A 7,251-nucleotide genomic window follows, 5' to 3' on the forward strand; every position below is an offset into this window, starting at 1 on the left:
CCCCCCCCCCCCCCCCCCCCCCCCCCCCACCCCGGCTCCTACAGTTCAGCGGTTGCAGGATCAGCCGGATTACAACACCAGATGCGGCAACCACAGCGACAGCGCAGGAATGTAGGTCACGGCCAACAGCACCAGGAACAGCACGCCGTAGAATGGCAGCAGGGCCTTGACGGTTGATTCGATGCTGACCTTGCCCACCGCCGACCCGACAAAGAGTACCGCGCCTACCGGCGGTGTGATCAAGCCGATCCCCAGGTTCACCAGCATGATCATGCCGAACTGCACCGGGTCCACGCCAATGCCGAGAATCACTGGCATCAGGATCGGCGTAAGGATCAGGATCAAGGGTGCCATGTCCATCACGGTACCAAGCAACAGCAGCATGACGTTGATGCACATCAGGATCACGTAACGGTTGTCCGACAGGGTCAGGAACATCGTGGTGATCTTCGCCGGGATCTGCATCAGCGTCATGATGTAGCCGAAGCTGGCGGCGAAGCCGATCAGGATCATCACGATCGAAATCGTGCGCACCGTGCGGTGCATCAGTTTCGGCAGCTCGCTCCACTTGTAGTCGCGGTAGATGAACATGGTCACGAAGAACGACCACAGTACCGCGATGGCCGCCGACTCGGTCGCCGTGAATATGCCCGACAGAATGCCACCGAGGATGATCACCATGGCCATCAGGCCCCAAAGTGCTTCGCCGCAGATTTTCAAGGCTTCGCGCATCGGGATGACTTCGCCCTTGGGGTAGTCACGCTTCTTGGCGAAGATCAGGCACAGCACCATCAGGCACGCGCTCATCAACAGGCCCGGCACCACGCCGGCCATGAACAGCGAGGCGATCGACACCGTTCCACCTGCCGCCAGCGAGTAGAGCACCGAGTTGTGGCTTGGCGGCGTCAACAGGGCTTGCACCGAGCCGCTGACGGTCACGGCGGTGGCGAACTCACGGGGATAGCCGCGGCGTTCCATTTCCGGGATCAGCACCGAACCGACCGAGGCGGTATCCGCCACCGACGAACCGGAAATAGCGCCAAAGAAGGTCGAGGCCATGATGTTGACCAGTGACAGTCCACCGCGCACGAACCCGACCAGCACACCGGCAAATGCCACAAGGCGCCGAGACATGCCGCCCTCGGCCATGATCGCACCGGCGAGGACGAAGAACGGAATCGCCAGCAGGGAAAATTTGTTGACGCCACCGGCCACCTGAATCATCAGCGCCTGGAACGGAATGTCGATCCAGAACGCGCCGATCAGCGCAGAGAGCCCGAGCGCGTAGGCGACCGGCATGCCGATCAGGATCAATGCTATGAAGCTACCCAACAGAATCACAGCGTCCATTCAGGCAGCCCCTTCGTTTTCTTCAACGATGTCGAAACGCACGACGCGACGATTGCTCTGGTCGCCGAGCAAGAGTTTTTCCAGGACAAAGATCAGCGTCAGCAGGCCGCCAATCGGAATCGGCATGTAGGTAATGCCTACGCGCAGGGTGGGCAGGGCGCTCATGAACTGGTTCCAGGTCGACAGGCACAGCTTGCTGCCCCAGATGGTCATGAACAACGCGATGGTTGCCATCAACAGTTGCGAGACCACGCCTACAGCCTTGCGCAGTTCGGGGGGCATGCGGTCGGTAAGCATGGCCACGGCCATGTGTGCGCCAGCGCGGTAGCTGGCGGCGGCGCCGATGAAGGTGAAGACCATCATCAGCAGAATCGCCGTGGGCTCAGGCCAGCTTGAGCCAGTGCCGAGGACGTAGCGGGCGAAGACGCCCCAGGGAATGATCAGGGCAATGGCCAGGACCGACAGGCCCGCGACCCAGATGCAGGTCATGTAGATCCTGTCGTTGATGCGCAGCAATAGATTCTTCATCGGGTTTCACCGTAACCGGGCGCGCACGGGCGTCTACCAACGAACGTCGCGCCGGGCCTTTCAAGGGAGCGGGAGAGTTACTGGACGGCTTCGATGCGCTTGATCAGGTCGGCGTAGGGTGCGCCGTATTTCTCGCGGATCGAGGCGGTCGCTTCATAGAAAGGTTTCTTGTCGACGGTGATGAACTCGACGCCGGCAGCCTTGAGTTTTTCTTCGCTGCTGGCCGATTTGGCATCCCACAGGGTGCGCTCCTGCGCCTGCGCCGCCTTGGCGGTCTTCTTCACCAGCACCTGCTGCTCGGGGGTGAGTTTGTTCCAGGTGATCTTCGACATCACGATCGGCTCGGGCAGGATCAGGTGCCCGGTCAGGCTATAGAACTTGGCGTTCTGGTAGTGATTGTGTTCGAGCAGGGTCGGCGGGTTGTTCTCCGCACCGTCGATCACACCGGTCTGCAGGGCACTGAAGATTTCACCGGTGTCCATGGCAATGCCGTTGCCGCCCATGGCGTTGATGGTTTCGATGAACATCGGGTTGCCTTGCACGCGAATCTTCATGCCCTTGAGATCCTCCAGGCTGCGCACCGGTTTCTTGGTGTAGATGTTGCGCGTGCCGCCATCCATCCAGGCGAGGGCGACGAGGTTGAATTCGGAGTTGGTGATCTTGTCGAGGATCTCGTCGCCGACTTCACCGTCGATGACCTTGCGCATGTGCGCCTGGTCGCGGAACACGAACGGCATGTTGAATACGTTCACGTCCGGCACCACCGGGCCGACGATGCCGAGGCTGACCCGAGCCATCTGGATCGCGCCAACCTGGGCCTGCTCAACAACTTCTTTTTCCGAGCCGAGCACACCGCCGGCGAACATCTTGAAGGTCAGCTTGCCGTCGCTGTCGGCCACCAGTGTCTTGCCCAATTGCTCTTCAGCGACCACGGTGGGGTAGCCCGCGGGGTGGATGTCGGCAAACTTGATTTCCAGCGCATGGGCGGCGCTGCTGAGGGTGAAGGCCAGAGGGAGTGCTGCGGCGAGCAAGGTGCGTTTGAAGTCCATCGGGGGTGTCTCCAGTCTTGTTGTTTTTGTTATTCAGGGCACAGCGGTGTAGCGCCAACAATTGCATTCATTGCTTGAAGTGCGGCTCGGGCAATCCCTTGACGCCGGGGTCCAGGGCGAACACGCCACCGGCCAGCGAATGCTCGTCAAGGTCGTCTCCCGGGCGAATCGAGGTCACGAACAAGGTGTCCAGGCGACTGCCACCGAAGGCGCACATGCTCGGTTTTTTCACCGGTACGGCAAGGGAGCGGTCCAGTCGACCGTCGGGGGTGAAGCGGTGGACCAACCCGGCATCGTTGCCGCAGATCCAGTAACAACCCTCGGCATCGACCGCCGCGCCATCAGGGCGGCCGGCATATTGATTCATGTCGATGAACACGCGGCGGTTGGAAGGGGTGCCGCTGTCGATGTCGTAATCGAATGCCCAGACCTGCTGCACCAGCGGATGGGAGTCGGACAGGTACATCGTCCGGCCGTCCGGGCTGAAGGCCAGGCCGTTGGGCACGATCAGGCCGTTCAGTTGTGCCTGGAGCGGGCCTTGTTGCCCGGCGCCATAGCGATAGAGCGTGCCCACGGCGGTATTGGCGCCCATGTCCAGTACCATGCTCCCGGCCCAGAAGCGGCCCTGGCGGTCGCAGCGACCATCGTTGAGGCGCATGTCCGGCCGGAGGTGATCGACGTGGGCCAGGGGGGCGCTGTCGAGGCTGCCGTCGGCATGTGCATGCAGATGGTAGAACCCGCTCTCCATGCCGGCGACCCAGCCGCCATCGGAGTGACGGGCGATGCAGGCGAGCATTTGCGGGGCTTTCCAGGCGTGCACATGACCGGTTTGCGCGCTCCAGCATTGCAGGCCCCCGGCGGGAATATCGACCCAGTACAGGGCGTTTTCCTCGGGGACCCAGACCGGGCTTTCACCCACCGTATTGCGCGCATCGACAATCAGTTCGGCTTGCATGGCAACTCATTCCCTTGGCTGTTGGTGGTTGGGCTCATGGCTGGGGCGATCAGTCGCCGAACGGGCCGGCAACGCAAAAGGCACCGCCCTGGTAGATCCGCACCGGGTCATCGGCGGCCGGCAGCGGCTGGGCTTCGACCTTTTCACGGAACACTTCGGAGTTGTCCTGCGGGGCATAACCCAGGACCGTGGCGTAACGGTTGTCCCACCAGACGTCCTTGTTGTCGGAGGCGCCGTAGACCACCGTGTGTCCAACGTTGGGGGTGTAGAGCGCGCGTTCGAGCAATTGGGTGAGGTCACCGAAGCTCAGCCAGGTGCTCATCATCCGGCGGTTTTGCGGCTCGGGGAACGAAGAGCCGATGCGCACGCTGACGGTCTCGATGCCGTAGCGATCGAAGTAGAACGTGGCCATGTCTTCGCCATAGGACTTGGACAAGCCGTAGTAGCTGTCCGGGCGGCGAGGGGAATGGGCGTCGATGACTTCATCCTGCTTGTAGAAGCCGATGACGTGGTTGGAACTGGCGAAGATCACACGCTTGACGCCGTGACGGCGTGCCGCCTCATAGATGTGGAATACGCCGCAGATGTTGGCGCCGAGGATTTCTTCGAACGAGCGCTCAACCGACACCCCGCCAAAATGCAGGATCGCATCCACGCCTTCGACCAACTGATGCACCGCGTGCTTGTCGGCGAGGTCGCACGGCACGACTTCTTCGCGATCATCGATGGCGGGGGCGATGTCGGCGATGTCGGACAGGCGAATGACGTTGGCGTACGGGCGCAGGCTCTCGCGCAGGACTTTGCCCAGGCCACCGGCAGCACCGGTCAGCAACAGGCGATTGAAGGGCGTTTGGGCGGTTGCAGTGGTCGTCATGGGAATTCCTGGACAAGCAGTTATTGTTATTGGGTCGTTGTAGGTTGTCGTACGACATTGCTGAAGTATCGGTAGGCTTTCCGGTTTTTGTCAACGCGACATTGGTGGAAATTGACGGAGGGTCACCCCGATCAATGCTCCGGTAAATCTCGATCCCACAGGGGCATGTGTTGATCCTTTGCTCTTACAACAACGAAATCGGGTAGCTGATGAAAATCCGGTTCTCATCGAACTCGTTGGTGCTGAAATCCTTGCGGATGCTCGCATTGCGCCATTTGACGTTGAGGTTTTTCAACGCGCCGCTCTGCACCGTGTAGGCCAGTTCCGATTCGCGGCCCCATTCCTTGCCGTCGGTGATGGTGCCGGTGTGCACGTTGTCACCGCTGATGTAGCGGTTCATCAGCGTCAGGCCGGGAATGCCCAGGGCCACGAAGTTGTAGTCGTGACGCACCTGCCAGGACTTCTCCCTGGCGTTGTCGTAGCTGGAGTTGTAGCTGTCGTTGGCCAGGGTCCCGCCGCTGGTGCCGTTGACCCGCATCCACACGTCGTCGCCGCTGAGTTTTTGCAGGCCGACATAAAAGGTGTTGCCACCGTATTTGGCCGAGAGCAGGGCGAAGGCGGTCTTGTTGTCCAGGTCACCGGCCAGGGCGCTGCCGTCTTCCTTGCCGATGAAGTAGCCGAGGTTGGCGCCCAGGGTCCAGTCGCCGATTGGCTGACTGTGACTGAGGTTGAAGTACTGCTGCTGGTAGATGTCGCTGAGTTCGGCGTACCAGACGCCGACCTGGGTGCGTTTTTCGTTGAAGGCGTATTCACCGCCGCCGAAGTTGAAACGATCCGAGCTGAAGGCCGCCGACTTGCCGTTCATGAACATGTCTTCCATGCTCGCATCGTTGCGCGGGCTGTTCTGGCGGAACTGCCCGCCGTAGAGCGTCAGGCCGCTGATCTCGGTGGACGTCACCTGGCCACCGCGGAAGGTTTGCGGCAGCGAGCGGCCGTCGTCGGAACGCAGGATCGGCAACACCGGCATCCATTCGCCGACCTTCAGTTCGGTTTTCGAGATCTTGCCTTTGAGTGCCACGCCCAGGCGCCCGAAGTTGTCGGCCGGGCGGCCGTCACCATGGACCGGCAGCAACTGCGTTCCCGTGGTGCCCTTGCCGCCGTCGAGTTTTTGCGAGTACAGCCCCAGCACATCCACACCGAAGCCCACCGGGCCCTGGGTATAGCCGGATTTGGCGTCGAGGATGAAGTTCTGTGTCCACTCCTCAGCCTTGCCCTGAGGGTAGGCCGGGTTGGTGTAGTTGCGATTGAAGTAGGCGTTGCGCAGGTTCAGCGTGGCTTTGGCGTCATCGGTGAAGCCTTCGGCCTGGCTGGTGAGGGGCAGGCTCAGGGCCAGGCTGGCGCAACCGTACAGGCTCAGTGTCTGCAAGCGGGTGATGGTTGGGCGTGGAGTACGGACGGACGAATCGAGGACGAGCTTGCTCACTGTGACGCTCCCTTGCTGCTTTTTTGTTTTTATTTTTGTCATACGTCGTCGTACAACATTGGCGAAGATATTTGCGGGATTTTTGGGGGTTGTCAATCGGAAGTTATACGATGACTTGAGGTAATTCGTTCCCCCGGGGTTAAGGGGTTATATGGGTAGAGACCGCAGGCATGGTTTGAAGGTATGAAATGCGGTCAAGAGGTGCCCTGACCATGCGCCGGAATCGACGGTCCCCTGTCGCCGCGCCGTAGAGCGGTGCTAGTCTTGTTTAATGTTGTTGTCAGGGAGCCCTCATGGGCAATCACAAGATCGAGATTCGTCGCAGTAACGTCGAGAAAATTCTGCTGGGGGCCGAGAAGGTCTTCGCCGAAAAAGGCTTTGGTAGCACCGCCATGGCCGACATCGCCGCCGAGGTGCAACTGCCGCGCTCCAACCTGCATTACTACTTCAGCACCAAGACCGAACTGTACAGCGCCGTGCTGTTGGACCTGCTGGAAGTGTGGAAGCAGGACGCGCTGTGCTTCGAGATGTTCGACGACCCCCGCGTGGTGCTCAGCAGCTACATCCGCGCCAAGATGAACCACTCGCGCAGCCGGCCCTACGGTTCAAAGGTCTGGGCCAACGAAATCATCCACGGCGCGCCGACCCTGGGCGCGAAGCTGGACGCGAGCCTGTATGACTGGGCCAAGATGAAAGAAGCGAAGATCCGCCAGTGGGTGGACGACGGGCGCATCCTGCCGGTGGAGCCTTCAAGCCTGTTGTACATGATCTGGGCTTCGACACAGCACTATGCCGACTTTGATCATCAGGTGAATATTTTGAATGATCATCAACCGTTGTCCGATATGCAGTTCGAGCGGGCGGTGCAGACGGTGACGAGTGTGATTTTGCGGGGGATCGGGTTGGAGCCCTGAGGCCTTCGGTGTTGCTGATGGCCTCATCGCGGGCAAGTCGGATCGCCGCACCGCCGCTCCCACAGGTTTTGGGAACGCCAGAAAAACCTGTGGGAGCG

Annotated in this window: 7 protein-coding genes; 1 reads left to right on the plus strand and 6 read right to left on the minus strand. The window is 60.7% G+C overall.

Translation table 11 applies throughout. The features are described 5' to 3' along the window. Positions 1–69: 69 nt before the first annotated feature. The 6 genes from AC3WWR_RS30460 to AC3WWR_RS30485 all read right to left on the minus strand — a co-directional run bounded on the left by AC3WWR_RS30460 (position 70) and on the right by AC3WWR_RS30485 (position 6,239). Positions 70–1,350: a TRAP transporter large permease gene (locus AC3WWR_RS30460; protein WP_110752004.1), complete on the minus strand. Its 1,281-nt coding sequence runs from the start codon at positions 1,348–1,350 to the stop codon at positions 70–72. Continuing rightward, a complete protein-coding gene (locus tag AC3WWR_RS30465) occupies positions 1,351–1,878 on the minus strand; it encodes a TRAP transporter small permease (protein WP_020799404.1) in 528 nt (175 codons plus the stop codon). It abuts the gene before it with no gap. A gap of 77 nt (positions 1,879–1,955) precedes the next feature. After that, the gene (locus AC3WWR_RS30470) at positions 1,956–2,927 is read right to left on the minus strand and encodes a TRAP transporter substrate-binding protein (protein ID WP_020799405.1); all 972 of its coding nucleotides are present in this window, start codon (positions 2,925–2,927) and stop codon (positions 1,956–1,958) included. Positions 2,928–2,994: 67 nt separating this feature from the next. Beyond that, positions 2,995–3,882 carry an SMP-30/gluconolactonase/LRE family protein gene (locus AC3WWR_RS30475; RefSeq protein WP_432669502.1) on the minus strand — a complete coding sequence of 296 codons (888 nt, stop codon included), beginning with the start codon at positions 3,880–3,882 and terminating at the stop codon, positions 2,995–2,997. Between the two features lie 49 nt (positions 3,883–3,931). Continuing rightward, positions 3,932–4,756, minus strand: a complete 825-nt coding sequence (locus tag AC3WWR_RS30480; protein WP_020799407.1) for an NAD-dependent epimerase/dehydratase family protein — start codon at positions 4,754–4,756, stop codon at positions 3,932–3,934. 184 nt (positions 4,757–4,940) lie between these two features. Beyond that, entirely contained in the window at positions 4,941–6,239 is a 1,299-nt protein-coding gene (locus AC3WWR_RS30485) for an OprD family porin (RefSeq protein ID WP_432669503.1), read from the minus strand. A 293-nt stretch (positions 6,240–6,532) separates the two neighbouring features. Here AC3WWR_RS30485 and AC3WWR_RS30490 point away from each other — a divergent pair, with 293 nt between their 5' ends. Then, on the plus strand, positions 6,533–7,153 hold the full coding sequence (locus AC3WWR_RS30490; protein WP_020799409.1) for a TetR/AcrR family transcriptional regulator: 621 nt from the start codon (positions 6,533–6,535) through the stop codon (positions 7,151–7,153). The last annotated feature ends 98 nt before the right edge of the window (positions 7,154–7,251 follow it).

The organism is Pseudomonas sp. EB271-G4-1 (genome assembly GCF_058791355.1).

Bases quoted from the DNA above. Each gene is read 5' to 3' on its own strand.
- AC3WWR_RS30465 (WP_020799404.1), bottom strand. From the start codon at position 1,878: ATGAAGAATCTATTGCTGCGCATCAACGACAGGATCTACATGACCTGC.
- AC3WWR_RS30470 (WP_020799405.1), bottom strand. From the start codon at position 2,927: ATGGACTTCAAACGCACCTTGCTCGCCGCAGCACTCCCTCTGGCCTTC.
- AC3WWR_RS30480 (WP_020799407.1), bottom strand. From the start codon at position 4,756: ATGACGACCACTGCAACCGCCCAAACGCCCTTCAATCGCCTGTTGCTG.
- AC3WWR_RS30460 (WP_110752004.1), bottom strand. From the start codon at position 1,350: ATGGACGCTGTGATTCTGTTGGGTAGCTTCATAGCATTGATCCTGATC.
- AC3WWR_RS30475 (WP_432669502.1), bottom strand. From the start codon at position 3,882: ATGCAAGCCGAACTGATTGTCGATGCGCGCAATACGGTGGGTGAAAGC.
- AC3WWR_RS30490 (WP_020799409.1), top strand. From the start codon at position 6,533: ATGGGCAATCACAAGATCGAGATTCGTCGCAGTAACGTCGAGAAAATT.